Here is a 13,571-nt window from a genome sequence, read left to right as displayed (position 1 = left end):
TGTTACACCCCGGTTGGGGGGCTATACCGGCTACACACACACAAATTGTGGCGGCCAGGTTGAAATGTCCGTTCCGGCGCAAAGTAGAAATGTCACTTTGGGGACGTCTTCAGCCATTTAGAAATACTGCACCCGGCATCTTCACTGGCGCTGAGGCAAGCCCCGACCGGACCGGCTGGGCCGGGTTGCAAGGGAAGGGAGGGGGCGGGTGAACCAGTTCGATGGGACGGTAAATCGACCGCATCGAGGAAGAAACCGAAGCCGCCAAATATCGGCTGTATTACGGCAAGGATGGACGTCGAATCGTCGGTTTCGACAACGAGCGCGGTAAGGGCGACCATTGCCATCTCGACGGCGACGAACATCCTTACACGTTCACGACGCCCGACGCCCTCCTGTCCGATTTTCGGAAGGAGATAATCAAGAGGAGGCAGTAACCATGAGAGAAGCGCTAATACAGATCAGAGCAGACAGTGAGGCCGTGTTCAGCGAGGCGTTCGATCGAGCATCGCGCGCAATGCGTACAGGCGAACGATCGGAGCCGGTTGCGGTGTTTACCTTTTCCTCGCCTGCCCAACTCTTCACCATCATTAGTCCGAAGCGATGGGAGCTGATCGAACACCTACAGAAAATCGGCTCATCGAGCATTCGCGGCTTGGCCCGATCGATCGACCGCGACGTCAAACGGGTGCACGAAGATGTTTCAGTGCTCGTGGACTGGGGCATCGTTGAACACACCGAGGATGGCAAGATTTGCGTCCCTTACGAAGTGATCCACGCGAATTTTGATCTACGGGCGGCGGCCTGATCGGTCAGACGAGCACGGCGTCTGGTCCAACCACGGCGGATCGACCGCCGCGGCCGGAATGAGAGGGGCCCACGCCATCGATCACCCGAATGAGGATAATTCGCGTCGCTTTAGCAATGTCGCCGGCTAGTTGCCCGCGAAAATTGTCCAAGAAGTAATCCATCATTATCGATGGCTTTTTGTAGAGATTCTCTGCGCCTGGATCGTACCCCAGTTGAAATCTCATCCGGGTGAGAACTTGCTCGCATTCCGATGCGAAGTTCCATGTCGGATGAATGGGAGGATAAGGAAATCCGGTGCAGCTCGATGAGCTTCTCGCGCGCCAGCGTCGGACCGAAATCCAGATAGCGTTCACGGATCAGGTCCAGTGCCGCATTGCGAAACTCCTCGCTGTGACGCCGGTTACTCGGCCGACCTCGCTTCTTTGAAACCAGACCGGCCGCACCGGACCGGTCATAAGCCTGCAGCAGCCTGTGCACCTGACTTCGGCTGAGCCCGAGCAGTTCGGCTGCCTGGACAACGCTTAGGCGTCGATCATTGATCTTCTGAATGACTTCGAGGCGATGCAATTCTTTCTGCGACATGGTGATCAAACAGGACATCACGACTCCGAACGCTCATGGTCTCCACCAGGCGGAAGGTCGTCATCCTTGCTCCCAACGTTGACATTGACCAGCGCGTCGAGAGGCGAGAGTGTCGCATCTCTAAACTGCCGTGGGGAATCTAATCCAAGTGCAACATTGCCGTGTGAAGGGTAGGGCATCACGCGCAGTCGCGCAAATGCGCCATGAAGACCTCGGCGGGCGTGCGGTAACCCAGGCACTTGCGTGGCAGCGCGTTCAGATGATGGACGAGAGCGACGAGCTGTTGTTGGCTGACAGCGGATAGATCGGTATCGCTGGGCATGAAGCGGCGGATGCGCTTGTTGGCGTTTTCCACCGCACCTTTCTGCCACGGCGCACTGGGGTCGCAGAACCAGCTGCGCGCGCCAATGCCATCTTCCAAAGCCCTAAAAGCGGCGAACTCCGTGCCGCGATCAAAGGTGAAGCTCTGCCGCGCAAAGGCTGGCAAGGGAGAGAACGTTTCGATGATCTTGTCCATGATCGGTCGTGAGTGCCGGCTCTGGTTTTTTATCATCACGGTGTAGCGGCTCTTGCGCTCAACCAAGGACGTGACGTTGGCGTTGCCCAAGTCACGTTGGAAGATCAGCAAGTCGCCCTCCCAATGGCCGAACTGCGAACGATCACCAATGAAATCAGGACGTTGCGATATCCTGCAGGCAGCAGGAAAGCCGCCGTCGCGGGGTTTCCTCGAGCCGCGGGGGCGGCGTTTGCGGCGGCCTTCCGGCAGATGCTGATAGAGCTCCAGCGCCTGATCTTCCTTGCCGTAGATAAAGCGATAGATCGTCTCGGTGCAGACACGCACGGCGCTCACGCCATCGGCGAGCAGACGACCGGCGATCTGTTCAGGGGACCAAAGCGCCTTCAGCTGCTCGATCACCAGTTCGCGCAATTGCGGGTGCCGCACAAGCTTCCTCAAACGCTGCCGCCGCTCTTTGCGGATGTCGTCAGCAACCGTTGGGAAGTAGCCGTTATAATCGGGCAGCTCGCGATCGTGGAAGGTGTTGCGTCTGATCTCACGATAGATCGTCGATCGATGACGACCGAGTTGGCGCGCCATTTCTTTGATCGGCAGTTTGCGTTCGACAAAGTGGAAGAGGCGGCGTCGATCGGCCAGATTCAGCTGCGAATAGCGTCGTGACATTCCAAAATCTCCAAGGGGAAGCCATTGAAATCATTGGCATGTCGCACTTGAAAATAGAATGTACCCCACTACACACAAAGATCACATAATATACATTATGGAACATCTGGGCGGTTTCGGAAGTGTTGCTTTTTCATCGGTCAAGCAATCCCGATTTTCCTGATGGATCAGGACTGTTGAGATGGGTTGTGAACGTTCAGAAAGCAACAAAGAGCCTGCTGCGGACTGCGCCCGCTCTGACGCATCAGGCGGCCACATCATGTTTCGGCGTCAGGTGAAAACCAAAGGCTTTGAGCACGGCGAGCGTGGTTTCGAGCGTCGGATTCCCGTTCTCGCTGAGGGAGCGATACAGGTGCTCGCGGGCCAGACCGGTCTTGCGGGCGATCTTGGTCATCCCCTTGGCGCGCGCGACAGCACCGAGCGCGGCCGCGATATGTTTGGCGTCACCCGTTTCCATTGCCTCGGCGAGAAACGCCTCAATGGCTTCTTCACTGGTGAGCAGATCGGCCACGTCGAACTCGGTAAACTTCTCAGCCATTGATTGTGAAAATGCTCCCAGCCGGAGGCATGATTCCGACCGTTCGTTTGGGGTAAAGAGCGCATGCGTAAACCGCAAGATTAGAAGCTGTCCTCCGACGCAACCATTTCGGAGTCCGGCTATGTCGTCTCTCGCCGCGCCGTGCTTTCGGGTCTCGGTGTCATGACCCTGCTTGGTGCCTCCGACTGCTCGCAGGCGCTCGAACTCCCATCGCTGGGACCGCTCGAGCCGTCCGGTCGTATGTCGCCCCTGGGTGTTGACCACATGTCGACCGGGCACGATTGTGGTGCGGCTCAACGAGCGGCATCTCTATTGGGTGCAAGAAGGCGGCGAAGCGATCCGCTACGGCGTCGGCATCGGTAAGGCCGGCTTCGAATGGAAGGGCCGCGCAGAAATCCAGTACACAAAGCAGTGGCCGACCTGGAGCCCGCCCAAAGAGATGATCGCGCGCAAGCCGGAGCTGGTGAAATGGTCGGGCGGTCAGCCGGGTGGCCTCGACAACCCGCTCGGCGCCCGCGCACACTATATGTACAAGGACGGCCACGACACTGGCTATCGCGTGCACGGTTCACCGGAATGGTGGACCATCGGCACTCGGGCGTCTTCCGGTTGCGTGCGCATGATCAACCAGGACGTCATCGATCTGTGCAACCGGGTCAAGGCATCGCCGACCAAAGTCCCAATTGTGGTGGCGTGAAAGCCTTCCGCTCGAGGTATCGTTCGATGACCAGAATTTCGCACCTGACCGGTTTCAGCGTCGCCTCGCTTTACATTTTAGAAAGCTCGAATTTCTGCGAACTGTGAACTTGGAATCCGCTCGAAAACTTGTAAGTTGAGCGACCTTTTCCAACCTACGAGCGGCTAATGCAGGTTCTAGTACGCGATAACAATGTCGATCAGGCGCTCCGCGTCCTGAAGAAGAAACTCCAGCGCGAGGGCATTTTCCGTGAAATGCGAATGCGCGAGGCTTTTGAAAAGCCCTCGGTTAAGAGGGCGCGCGAGAAAGCCGAGGCGGTGAGCCGCCAGCGCAAGAATGCTCGCAAGCAAATGCAACGCGAAGGCCTGATCTCGTCGAAGCCGAAAAAGAGTCGATAGCTCTCGAACATCTCGGAGAAATAGCGCTCCGAGTTGACCTTCTCGATCGCCTTGTCGCTGCACTCGATGTCGACATCAGCTCCAACGGAATCAGCCCTACCGCCGGATCCGTTGAAGGTCTGCAAGACTACGAAGTAGCCTTCTGCTTGAACGCAAAAACGCAAAAGAGTGCCGATCGATACATTGTGCATTTGCGGTCATCGCAATCGGATCAGCACGCTGGACGAAGAAGCCACAAAGCCCGGTTGCGCACTTCGTGATGTAGGTTCATCTAACTCGCTGATCATCATAAGGACTGCTCGGGCTGGCTATTGAACGGTATAACCGTGGCCGACCTGAAGGCCATGATCTCAGATTCCGAAGTTCTGTATTGGGAATTCTTCGACGTCACCATGGGAATCGCGCCGCGATCCAAAGGATCGGCATCGGCGCGAGTACTTGGTCAGAAACAAGCTGCTAAATCTGTGAAATAGCCGCCCTTACCTATCTTCCTTGAATGGATCGACACCGAGTTCCTTGAACAACGCTTCCGTCTTCGCCCGATCAGCGCGGCTCATGTAGCCGATCCCGGTCTTGATCGCGTAGCGCCAGGCCTCTCCCCTCTCCAATGCCTCGTGCAGGGCGTCCGACAGCTCATTGAGCCGATTGGCGACATCGAGCGCTTCGAACAGGAGAACGGCCTGCCTCAAGTCCTTGTCTCGTTTCGCGGAACCAAGCGTGTCAACGACGCGGCGGCTGGCGACGATCAGCTTGTGGATCGCGTAGCGCTCCGGAGCTGGTACGATCACGCTGATGCCTGACTTGTGCAACATGACGGCTCTGATCGGCTCATAGATCAGGAAGTCCAGGAATCTCAGCGGTTCGGCCGAGGCTCCACCAAGGGCGGGAATGTCGACCGGTTTGTCCATGCGGTCATCTGATCCCCTGTTTCCGGTCAAGAACTCGACCTTGTAGCCGCTGCGATTGATGAAGCCGGTTACACGCGGTGAACCCGAGCGATGCATGACCGGCCGGAATGTCGGATCGAGGCCCTTCAGGATTTCGAGAATAGGTGGAAGGCTGTCCCCTACTTCGGTCGAGATCGCATAATCCTGGGCGAAGTCGGCATCTCCGGTCTGGAATGACGCAGCAGGCAGACGGACGCCAAGATGTCCCGCATAGGTCGAGAAGGCGACCGATCCGACGAGGCAGGCCCGCAGGCGGAAGATTCCGGCATTGGCGAGAGCTTCGACGACATCGCCCGTAAAGCGATCCGGTTCCGGCAAGCCAGCCTCACGAACGAGCGTCGAGACGAATTTGCGGCGAGCTTTCGTATCGTCTTTGATCGCCTTGAAGTCCTCGACCCGTTTGTTGATCTCCGGATCGTCGGCCGGTCCAACATAGCGGCGCTGTTGGCGATACCCGTCCCCTTCCGGCGGCTGGTCGAAATACCAGTATTTCCGGCCCTTGTTGTTGACCCCGACGAAGCGGCCTTCAACCGGGAAGTCGGCCGAGAAGGAAGCATCGAGCAGCCGTTGTCCGAGTTCGGCGGTCATGGTGCGATACATAAGATCGATCTGCTTCATGTTGTCTCGCTGTACTAAATTTGAATTTTTAGTATATCGCCCGCGATCCATCAGGGGAATGGTAGAGCGGTGCATGTTATACTAAATTTGCAAAATTAGTATAACGCCGACCCCACTTTTTCAAGAGCAATCTTCGCCGGGATATCGACGCGATCTGTAACGCCATCGATCTGCCCTGGAGCATTGGTCAGGCAGAAGGTCAAATCAACCGGTCGCCAACGACTACGGTCGCTTCCTTCTACAGGACAAAGCGGCACTTGGTGCGAAGCTTCTGAGACAGGTATGGGAAGCAGCGTAGTCCCCGCAAATTTTCCCGACAACTTGATAGGTGTAGCACCTAGTGCTATATGAAGTGATGTCAGAACGAACTTTCAAAACGGCGGGTTTTCCAAGGCAGCGAAGAAAGCGTGGATCTCCGACAAGGCCCTTGCAAGGCGATTGAGCAAGTCGCACGCGGACAGGCTGACGATCTCGGTGGCGGCGTGTTCAAGAAGCGGCTCAACATAACATGCATCGTTCGATCGTTCTGGCGAAAGCCGGTGAGTACTGGGTGTTCGCCTATCTGTTCGCGAAGAAGGACCGCGCAAACATCGATGACGACGAGTTCCTGGCTTTCCGGAAGCTCGCCGAACTCTATCGGCGCAAGACGCAGGCCGAGCTTGATGCCGAAATCGGGACCGGCGCCCTACTGGAGATTTGCAATGACGACCAAGCGCAAGTTCAAGAGCGATGCCTTTGAGGCGATCCATAGCGCCGTCGAAGACATGTATGCGGCAGGCACCATCGACAAGGAAACCATGAAGACCTTCGACGAGACTTGCCTGTCCGTCCCGCAGGAGCTGACGCCGGGTGAGATCAAGGCGCTGCGCGAGAACAATCATGTCAGCCAGCCAGTCTTCGCGCGCTACCTGAACACCAGTGAATCCACAGTGCAAAAGTGGGAAACCGGCGCGAAGCGGCCGAGCGGCCCAGCATTGAAGTTGCTCTCGATAGTGCAAAAGCATGGTCTCGGATTGCTGTCTTAGGGGACAACTCTGCGGAATGGGCATGCGGCTTCCACGCAGCGCCTAAGTTCCTCACCTACCCGGCCGTGCCAGTGACCGGGCAATGTCGATGATGTCGTCTCTCGACGCGGTCGGATCTTCCTTGTTCCAGGCAACGCCAAGACCAATCTTGAGATCGACCCCGCGCACGGGTCTGAGCTCGAAGTTGCGATTCGGGAGATCCTTCGTCCATTCCGGCGCAAAGCCGATGCCAAGACCGGCAGAAACCAGCGACACCAGCGAGAAGGTGTCGTCGCAGCTGCTCGCTATAGGACAGGTTCTGACGGGAGAAAGCGATGATCTTCTCTGAGCGAAGGTCCTCGATATCGATCTCGCTTCGAAGCGCCAGCGAGCTGCAGCGCGACATCCGGGAACGTTCGGCCGATGCGTGCCAGAAACGCCGGCAGCACACCAGTCGTTACCGGATAGACGGTCCCGATCTTGATCGTCCGTGCCACCTTGCCGGCCACCGATCGCGCCACATCCATCGACAGCCCGACATCGCCAATGATCCGCAGCGCCCGATCGTGGAACACCTCCCCTGCCCGCGTCAGCTCGACCCGGCGCGTCGACCGTTCCAGCAATCGGACATCGAGCTCCTTCTCCAACGCTTGGATATGCGAGCTCAGCGCCCGCTGGGCGATGCACATCCGCGCGGCCGCACGGTTGAAGTGCAACTCTTCGGCTACGGCAACAAAGTAGGAAAGCTGACGTAGTTCCATGTCCATGCTCCGATTTTCGGCCCACGTAAACGCGAGTGATCCGCCCCCATGCAACCAACAATACCCTATTTGGGGTATCCGAGAATCGGTTTTATTGAAGGCGTCTGCTTTCTCAAACTGGCGCTCTAATTTGTTTTCGTTCCACGCAATGGTTTACGGTCGAATGATTGACGGGCTCATCGCGGCTCGCAAAGTTGCGAACATCACTCAGGTCGAACTAGGGCAGCGTATTGGCCAACGGCAAACGTTCGTTTCCAAGGTTGAACTTGGGGAACGCCGGTTGGATGCTGCCGAGTTCGTGAAAGTCAGCCGTGCGATCGGCGCCGACCCGTTTGATATCATGCGCAAAGCAGAATTGGACTAGCCTTTGCGCCAGCGCCCTCGCTAACCTGCGGGCGGTTCCTGACGATACATGGCCTTTATCAACATGGGGTAATCGCGGGAGCGGTGCCCCATGTTGATAAAGGCCACGTCGTTTAGCGGGAAATCAACGTTACGCCCTAAAATACCTTGCCCCGGCGGAAGTTTTTGAACTGCTCATCCAGCACCAGAGAGCCGCGCGTCGCCCAGAGAATATGCGTTGCGCGGAGTTCCCACCCGGGAGATGACACAACCTAAGACTTAGGTCCGATGCACTCAGGCAAAGGTCGTAGTTGCATTGCCGAATCCGATTTGCCCTGACATTGCTTGGTGAGCGCCAACGGCACCGGTGGCGCTCGGGATCCCAGAGCACCCCCAGCCCCAAGCGACCAGATGCTCTGGGATCCCCTCTTCTCCGGAACATTTTTTAGGCGGCAGGGCGATTATTAATCAGCGCTCGGCTGCACACTATTGCGAGACTGGAGGTGTGCGTCCGAAGGCAGGCAGCTTAATGAAAACAGTGATCTTGCCCCTGCTCTCAGCACTCCATCGTCGCGCGAGAGCGGAATTCTCCACCAAATAGCGGAGTGAGGGTAGGCTCGGAGAGCAGAAACCCTTGAACATGCGTTGCCCCTGCGACCTGCGCGGCTTCGAATTGCGCATAGGTTTCAACGCCTTCAATGACCACGATCGGCGCGACGCAGGATGCAAGACCGACCATATGCGAGAGAAAACGCTCCGCGTCACCACGATCCAGACGCAGGAAAAATCCGTCGATCTTCACGATGTCGACCGGCAGCGACAAGAGTGCCTCAGGCGTCGAGAATCCGGTGCCGAAGTCATCGACGGCAATCCTGTAACCGAGCGCCTGCAGACTTTGAAGGAAGCGGCAGGCCGCCGGAATTCCCGACATGGGCAGGCTTTCCGTCAGTTCGAGGACAAGCCGCGATGCAAACCGCGCGTTAGCAGACAGCAGATCGAAGAGAAGCGCTCTGTTGCGTTCGTCGGAAATGCTCTCGACCGAAATGTTGCAGCCGAGGACACCGTGTGGCTGGCATGCGAGCCAGTCAAAAGCCAGGGCGAGCATATGCCTATCGAGTGTCGCGATGCGGCCCGCCGCCTCCAGATAGCCGACGAACTCGCTGGCTGTCATGATTTCGCCGTCGGGCTTGACGAGCCTACCCAAGCATTCCGAATAAAGCACGTTGCCGACGTCGGCGGCTGAGTTGATGTGTTGAAGTGAAAAGCCGACGCGTCCTTGTTTCACGGCGTAGTCGAAGGCTTCCGCAACACGATCAAACATTCGAACTCCCGCCTGGTTGGCAACCGGCCCGACAACAGTCGCCGGAGCCGGCTGCCTGTCTTTGTTTTATTGAGCGATTTCTGCGTCCGGATCGGTCTCATCCACCGTCGCTGGCGGCAGTGTTTCGCGGATTTCGTCGATCTTTCCGACCGCAGGGCCAACGCCGAGGATCTCCTTGGCGTCGTCGACCATATCGTCGGTCACGACACCGTCCTTGGTGAAGCCGGCGAGCGCGTCGCGCAACGCTTCGTCGCTCAAGGCCGGATCCGTAGGGACGGCATCCACGCCATTTTCAGCCTCAAACTCGGCATAGGCCTTCGCGTAGGCCTGGATACCCGCCATCTTCGGATCGTTCGAATTGAGGTAAGCGTGGTAGTTCCGGTTGAGCGAAGCGAAACCCGGTGTTGCTTCCGGCGTGACAGGTTCAACCACAGGCTCAACGACAGGTTCAACCACCACCGGCGCTGGTTTGACGACCTTTTCGGCCTTCACCGGTTTAGACGCATTTTCTTTGCCCTTCGAAACGTTCGACTTCAGGCGCGACTTCTCGCCGGACTTGCTTCCCTTCGTCTCCTTGGTGCTCTTCGCATCGTCGGATTTACCGTGGCCGGAATTGCCGCCACGATCGCTGCCGTGGCCGCCTCCATGATCGCCACCATGATCGCCGCCGTTGCCGCCCTTGGCATAGGCGACCCCGCCCAGCGCCAAGCTACCGCCAGCCACGGGCGCGATTGCCAGCGTCAATGCCATGATGCCTCGTGCGACCAGTTTCGTCGTCGTAGCCATGTGAAACTCCTTATTCCGACTTGCTATTACTGTCCTCTCGCGGAACCGAGCGGACGGCGTTTGATGCAAGGACGATATCTGCGCGCCGGATACGGCGCCACCGGCCCCCGACCATTGCCTCCGCGCCCGGGACTTAGGTCTGAGCCTGGGACATCAAAGGTCCGATCAAAATTGCTGAGATTGCCGCGCCATTGACCGCGTCCTGAGAGTGGTTAGGTTGGCGTGGCCTTGCTACAATCGTCACGCCGTACGAGCCGGCGGCCCGATCCGAGAGACCTGGTGCGCGTAAATCGACTCATAACCCGTTGGAATTCTCAATCGCTTGCCACGCAGTTCCTGCTGATCGGAGGAGCCGTTGCCGCATGCGCCATGGTGCTGATCGGAGCCTTTGTTTCGAACAGAATCGAAGACGCCGTCACCCGAAACTCGGCCGCGACGACAGCACTGTACGTCGATAGCGTGATCGCGCCGCTGCTACCCGACATGCAGAAGAATGAAGTCCTCGACGAGACCGTGGCTCGGGCGCTGGACGAGACCCTTGGCCAGGGCGCATTGGGTGACCGGCTTCTCTCCTTTCGTCTTTGGCGTGCGGACGGCACGCTCCTCTATGCGAGTGATCGGGCCGCTGTCGGTGCGAAGATTGGGCTCAGCGATGAATTACAAACCGCATTCTCGGGCAAGATGGCTGCACGCTTCGACCCGGAAGGAGAAGTAGCGGCTGACAAAGGTTCAGCCGTGCCGGCGCTCGTTATTTACAATCCCGTGCTGCAGCCCTGGTCCGGACAGGTGGTTGCGGTGTCGGAATTCCACGAAGTTGCCAATGAGTTTCAGCAAAGTCTCAATCAGGCGCGTATGCACACGTGGCTGGCGGTCGCAGCCTTCACACTTGCCTTCTTTGTCGTGCTGTCGGCAATCGTGCTTCGCGGCAGCAAGACGATCGAGATCCAGCGTCATGCCCTCAAGCAAAGGGTCGATGAGCTCTCGGCATCGCTTGCCCAGAATGAAATGTTGCGGGGTCGCCTCCAGCGCGCGTCGCAGCGCGCCACAGCGTTGAACGAAAGCTATCTGAGACGCATCGGGGCGGACCTGCACGATGGCCCTGCGCAACTCGTGGCCTATGCGTCGCTCAGATTGGACAGTGAAGCCTTGAAGCGCAGCAAAATGCCGGTGGCCACGCGTGATCGCGAAATCGCTGCGATAAAGGCGAGCTTGGACGAGGCGATGCAGGAGATTCGCACGATCTGCGGCGGTCTGGTCCTGCCGCAGATAGAGACGGCAGGTCTGACTGAGATTCTGGAGCGGTGCGTAAAGGCGCATCAGCAGCGGACGGGGGCGCCGGTCGAACTGCAGTTGACCAAGCCTCCCGAACGCATCTCGCACGCCGCGAAGATATGCATCTACCGATTCGTGCAAGAGACGCTCAACAACGGCTTTCGTCACGGCGGCGGTATTGGGCAACGGGTGTCCCAGCGGATGGATGGCGACCGCGTCATGATCGAGGTTGTGGACAGTGGGCCCGGTTTTGATCCGGACACAGTTCTGCCCACAAGTCTTGGTCTTGCCGGCCTCAGAGAACGGATCGAAAGTCTCGGAGGAACGTTCGAGGTCGTCACAGCGGCGACCGGGACAACCGTTCGCATGACGACCAGCGTCAAGGAGCTATGACAATTATGGTGTTTCCAATTCGCGTTGCTGTCGTGGACGATCATCCCTTGTTTCGGGAGGGTGTGATCCGGAGCCTGTCGGAGATCGAGGGCTTCGAAATTGTCGCCGAGGGCAGCTCGAAGGATGATGCCACCCAGATCGCGGGAAGCCTCCGGCCGGATATCATGCTCATGGACATTTCCATGCCCGGCGGCGGGCTGGAGGCGATACCGGCGGTGCTGCAAATCGTCCCGTCGCAGAAGATTATCATGCTCACCGTTTCCGAAGACGGTGACGACGTGACAACTGCACTGGATCGGGGGGCCACCGGTTATGTGCTGAAGGGCGTTGGCGCAAGAGCGCTTGCCGACGTCATTCGCACCGTGGCTTCGGGGGACCGCTACGTTGCGCCGACCTTGTCGGCCAAGCTCCTGTCCAGCCGGGCACCGGCGGCGGGCAGCAAGTCTGGCCTAGTCGCCAACCTAACGCCTCGTGAACGGGAGGTTCTGGAATTGGTGGCAGCCGGCATGAGCAACAAGCATGTTGCAATCCAACTGGACCTGCAGGAAAAGACCGTAAAGCATCACATGACGCAGATCATGACGAAACTGGGTGCCGCCAATCGCACCGAAGCGGCGATGGTGCTGCGCGATGCGCGCGACGTCTGATCCACATCGTACCAGGACCGTCCGACCGGCTTTGTGCGACCGCCATTGGCTAATGCAAGAACGAATCTATTCGTTTTCTATCGCTTGCCGTCGCGCGGCGATTGATGATCGTGCGTCCGCGGGCATCCTTCATGATGTAGCGGCCATTCGCAATCTCTTCGGTGATGCCGCCTTCGTGGCGTACGCCGACATCCTCTCCTTTGGCCTTTGTGCCACGATTGGAGCCGTTGGAACGCTCGCTGTTGGAGTTGGAGCGATCGCCGCCATTTGAGCCCCCGCCTCCGTTCCCGCCACCATTTCCTCCACCGTTCCCACCGCCATTGCCGCCCCCGCCTCCGCCACCATTGCCATTGTTGGCGAAGGCTGCCGACTTGACGATCGCAAGCCCGGCGCCCGACATTTCGAGACTGTAGGGTGTAGAGATGGCGAGGGTGCAGACTGCCGGCAAGAATGCTGTCAGGATCATCCGACGCGTGATCATCATGTCTCCAAGGTCTTTTCGTGCGCAAAGCGCACTCAGCGCGGCGGGCAACGAACGAACTTTGCCCCCGACCGAGACACGCAGTCAACTCGCCCCGGCAAAGATCCTGCCTGTACAGGACTTTTCCCCCAGATGGGCCAGACCTTCGTCCCATCCAGGCCAGACGATGGTCGGAAAACCGGGCGGGGATTCGCGGGCGCGATCTGGCGGATCAGCTCGGCAGACGCGACCGAGCCTGCCTCTGCTTGCTGTTATCGGGTTGAGCCCGCTGCCGCGGTCCGGCAGAAAAAGACGGCCCCTTGAGGAGTTCTCCCTATGGAGCCGTTGAGGTAAACCAAGGGGCCAAGTGTCAGGGGCGCCGATCTGTGGAGGCTCTTGGTTGGCCCCAGTTGTAGGCATACCGTAGACGGGCTTGGAAACTGCCGCTCCGGTGTATGGCGCGTGTCAAAAAGGTAGAGTGGCGCCAAAGCGTACGCCATGGGACTTCAGTCCCCATTCTTAGCCGCAAAGGTCTTAGTTCGGTTGCCCCCGGTTCCGGTCTTCGGCGCTTCGATCCGTGACTGTGACTTGATGGGCTGGTGCGACCGGGTTGGGGAGTAGATTGCTTGCAGCCCGTTGTCGTGGGTTCGTGCATATAGGACCTAAGTCCTATGCGGGGCGGCAAAAGTCCTACTCTCCTTGTCGGGCAATTCAATCGCGGAATATCCTGATGCAACCTTGGCGTCATCCACCGCCGGGGTCGCAAAAGTGGTTCCAGAGCCGCTTGCGACGCCTTTCCGGGCGGCTCTGGGCCA

13 protein-coding genes and 4 pseudogenes are annotated in these 13,571 nt (G+C 58.4%); 9 read left to right on the top strand and 8 right to left on the bottom strand.

The genetic code is table 11. The features are described from left to right. The first annotated feature begins 233 nt into the window (after positions 1–233). A complete protein-coding gene (locus BHMPCIPO_RS32950; protein WP_312033070.1) occupies positions 234–437 on the top strand; it encodes a toxin-antitoxin system TumE family protein in 204 nt (67 codons plus the stop codon). Between the two features lie 2 nt (positions 438–439). Beyond that, positions 440–808 carry an HVO_A0114 family putative DNA-binding protein gene (locus BHMPCIPO_RS18825; RefSeq protein ID WP_173518366.1) on the top strand — a complete coding sequence of 123 codons (369 nt, stop codon included), beginning with the start codon at positions 440–442 and terminating at the stop codon, positions 806–808. 272 nt (positions 809–1,080) lie between these two features. Here BHMPCIPO_RS18825 and BHMPCIPO_RS18820 read toward each other — a convergent pair. The 3 genes and pseudogenes from BHMPCIPO_RS18820 to BHMPCIPO_RS18810 all read right to left on the bottom strand — a co-directional run. Continuing rightward, positions 1,081–1,410, bottom strand: a pseudogene (locus tag BHMPCIPO_RS18820) (helix-turn-helix domain-containing protein); the annotation flags it as partial. A 160-nt stretch (positions 1,411–1,570) separates the two neighbouring features. Continuing rightward, a complete protein-coding gene (locus tag BHMPCIPO_RS18815) occupies positions 1,571–2,572 on the bottom strand; it encodes an IS30 family transposase (protein WP_173518365.1) in 1,002 nt (333 codons plus the stop codon). 244 nt (positions 2,573–2,816) lie between these two features. Then, the gene (locus BHMPCIPO_RS18810) at positions 2,817–3,110 is read right to left on the bottom strand and encodes an addiction module antidote protein (RefSeq protein WP_173518364.1); all 294 of its coding nucleotides are present in this window, start codon (positions 3,108–3,110) and stop codon (positions 2,817–2,819) included. Positions 3,111–3,197: 87 nt separating this feature from the next. On the opposite strand from BHMPCIPO_RS18810, the pseudogene BHMPCIPO_RS18805 reads away from it, so the two are divergent. Both BHMPCIPO_RS18805 and rpsU read left to right on the top strand, forming a co-directional pair. Further along, positions 3,198–3,807, top strand: a pseudogene (locus tag BHMPCIPO_RS18805) (L,D-transpeptidase). 167 nt (positions 3,808–3,974) lie between these two features. Next, positions 3,975–4,205: a 30S ribosomal protein S21 gene (rpsU, locus tag BHMPCIPO_RS18800; RefSeq protein ID WP_173518363.1), complete on the top strand. Its 231-nt coding sequence runs from the start codon at positions 3,975–3,977 to the stop codon at positions 4,203–4,205. A gap of 479 nt (positions 4,206–4,684) precedes the next feature. Here the strand turns inward: rpsU and BHMPCIPO_RS18795 are convergent, their stop codons facing one another. Next, positions 4,685–5,770 (bottom strand): nucleotidyltransferase family protein, encoded by a 1,086-nt coding sequence (locus BHMPCIPO_RS18795; RefSeq protein WP_173518362.1) that lies wholly within the window; start codon positions 5,768–5,770, stop codon positions 4,685–4,687. Between the two features lie 355 nt (positions 5,771–6,125). Here BHMPCIPO_RS18795 and BHMPCIPO_RS18790 point away from each other — a divergent pair. Then, positions 6,126–6,509, top strand: a pseudogene (locus BHMPCIPO_RS18790) (type II toxin-antitoxin system RelE/ParE family toxin). After that, positions 6,472–6,795 carry a helix-turn-helix domain-containing protein gene (locus tag BHMPCIPO_RS18785; RefSeq protein WP_173518361.1) on the top strand — a complete coding sequence of 108 codons (324 nt, stop codon included), beginning with the start codon at positions 6,472–6,474 and terminating at the stop codon, positions 6,793–6,795. The pseudogene BHMPCIPO_RS18790 and the gene BHMPCIPO_RS18785 overlap by 38 nt, the downstream one beginning before the upstream one ends. A 51-nt stretch (positions 6,796–6,846) precedes the next feature. Here BHMPCIPO_RS18785 and BHMPCIPO_RS18780 read toward each other — a convergent pair. Next, positions 6,847–7,535: pseudogene (locus BHMPCIPO_RS18780) on the bottom strand (LysR family transcriptional regulator). Positions 7,536–7,698: 163 nt separating this feature from the next. Here BHMPCIPO_RS18780 and BHMPCIPO_RS18775 point away from each other — a divergent pair. Beyond that, positions 7,699–7,899, top strand: coding sequence for a helix-turn-helix domain-containing protein (locus tag BHMPCIPO_RS18775; protein WP_246304477.1), 201 nt, complete (start codon positions 7,699–7,701; stop codon positions 7,897–7,899). Between the two features lie 534 nt (positions 7,900–8,433). Here BHMPCIPO_RS18775 and BHMPCIPO_RS18770 read toward each other — a convergent pair. Next, positions 8,434–9,198, bottom strand: a complete 765-nt coding sequence (locus tag BHMPCIPO_RS18770) for an EAL domain-containing protein (protein ID WP_173518360.1) — start codon at positions 9,196–9,198, stop codon at positions 8,434–8,436. 66 nt (positions 9,199–9,264) lie between these two features. Beyond that, positions 9,265–9,984, bottom strand: coding sequence for a hypothetical protein (locus tag BHMPCIPO_RS18765; protein ID WP_173518359.1), 720 nt, complete (start codon positions 9,982–9,984; stop codon positions 9,265–9,267). 279 nt (positions 9,985–10,263) lie between these two features. Between BHMPCIPO_RS18765 and BHMPCIPO_RS18760 the strand changes: the two genes are divergently transcribed. Both BHMPCIPO_RS18760 and BHMPCIPO_RS18755 read left to right on the top strand, forming a co-directional pair. Next, positions 10,264–11,649: a sensor histidine kinase gene (locus BHMPCIPO_RS18760; RefSeq protein ID WP_173518358.1), complete on the top strand. Its 1,386-nt coding sequence runs from the start codon at positions 10,264–10,266 to the stop codon at positions 11,647–11,649. Between the two features lie 5 nt (positions 11,650–11,654). Then, positions 11,655–12,296: a LuxR C-terminal-related transcriptional regulator gene (locus BHMPCIPO_RS18755; RefSeq protein WP_173518357.1), complete on the top strand. Its 642-nt coding sequence runs from the start codon at positions 11,655–11,657 to the stop codon at positions 12,294–12,296. Between the two features lie 49 nt (positions 12,297–12,345). Here the strand turns inward: BHMPCIPO_RS18755 and BHMPCIPO_RS18750 are convergent, their stop codons facing one another. After that, the gene (locus BHMPCIPO_RS18750) at positions 12,346–12,828 is read right to left on the bottom strand and encodes a hypothetical protein (RefSeq protein ID WP_173518214.1); all 483 of its coding nucleotides are present in this window, start codon (positions 12,826–12,828) and stop codon (positions 12,346–12,348) included. Positions 12,829–13,571: the final 743 nt, after the last annotated feature.

The organism is Ensifer sesbaniae (genome assembly GCF_013283665.1).
Classification (GTDB): Bacteria; Pseudomonadota; Alphaproteobacteria; order Rhizobiales; family Rhizobiaceae; genus Ensifer; species Ensifer sesbaniae.
Note: the sequence above shows the minus strand (reverse complement) of the source record. Positions and strands in the feature narration are given on the sequence as shown.

Coding starts and splice junctions, on each gene's coding strand:
- BHMPCIPO_RS18825 (WP_173518366.1), top strand. CDS start 440: ATGAGAGAAGCGCTAATACAGATCAGAGCAGACAGTGAGGCCGTGTTC.
- BHMPCIPO_RS18815 (WP_173518365.1), bottom strand. CDS start 2,572: ATGTCACGACGCTATTCGCAGCTGAATCTGGCCGATCGACGCCGCCTC.
- BHMPCIPO_RS18810 (WP_173518364.1), bottom strand. CDS start 3,110: ATGGCTGAGAAGTTTACCGAGTTCGACGTGGCCGATCTGCTCACCAGT.
- rpsU (WP_173518363.1), top strand. CDS start 3,975: ATGCAGGTTCTAGTACGCGATAACAATGTCGATCAGGCGCTCCGCGTC.
- BHMPCIPO_RS18795 (WP_173518362.1), bottom strand. CDS start 5,770: ATGAAGCAGATCGATCTTATGTATCGCACCATGACCGCCGAACTCGGA.
- BHMPCIPO_RS18785 (WP_173518361.1), top strand. CDS start 6,472: ATGACGACCAAGCGCAAGTTCAAGAGCGATGCCTTTGAGGCGATCCAT.
- BHMPCIPO_RS18775 (WP_246304477.1), top strand. CDS start 7,699: ATGATTGACGGGCTCATCGCGGCTCGCAAAGTTGCGAACATCACTCAG.
- BHMPCIPO_RS18770 (WP_173518360.1), bottom strand. CDS start 9,198: ATGTTTGATCGTGTTGCGGAAGCCTTCGACTACGCCGTGAAACAAGGA.
- BHMPCIPO_RS18765 (WP_173518359.1), bottom strand. CDS start 9,984: ATGGCTACGACGACGAAACTGGTCGCACGAGGCATCATGGCATTGACG.
- BHMPCIPO_RS18755 (WP_173518357.1), top strand. CDS start 11,655: ATGGTGTTTCCAATTCGCGTTGCTGTCGTGGACGATCATCCCTTGTTT.